Consider the following 291-nt stretch of genomic DNA (forward strand, 5'->3'; position numbering starts at 1 on the left):
GCTTCAGCAAGCTGCTCTTCGTTACGCAGAATCACTTCAACCGCATCTTTACCCGATGGGCGAATAGCACGGTAGCGGATTTTCTCTTCACGAAGTTCACTGCGGAACGCTTCTTCTTGTTGGCCAACCAGTTTTTGCATCGCAGCGTCCATATCCACTTCCATTAAGAAGTGAACACCACCACGTAGATCAAGACCCAGTTTCATTGGTGCAGCACCAATAGATTCAAGCCAATCAGGAGTTGAAGCCGCTAGGTTTAAAGCTACGATAACGTCATCACCTAGTGCTCTG

Annotated in this window: 1 pseudogene; it reads right to left on the reverse strand. The window is 48.1% G+C overall.

The window, feature by feature from the left end:
* Nucleotides 1-291: pseudogene (gene secD / locus AB4496_RS29115) on the reverse strand (protein translocase subunit SecD); the annotation flags it as partial.

Source organism: Vibrio sp. 10N.222.46.A1 (assembly GCF_041473595.1).
In the GTDB taxonomy this organism is placed as follows: domain Bacteria; phylum Pseudomonadota; class Gammaproteobacteria; order Enterobacterales; family Vibrionaceae; genus Vibrio; species Vibrio tasmaniensis_A.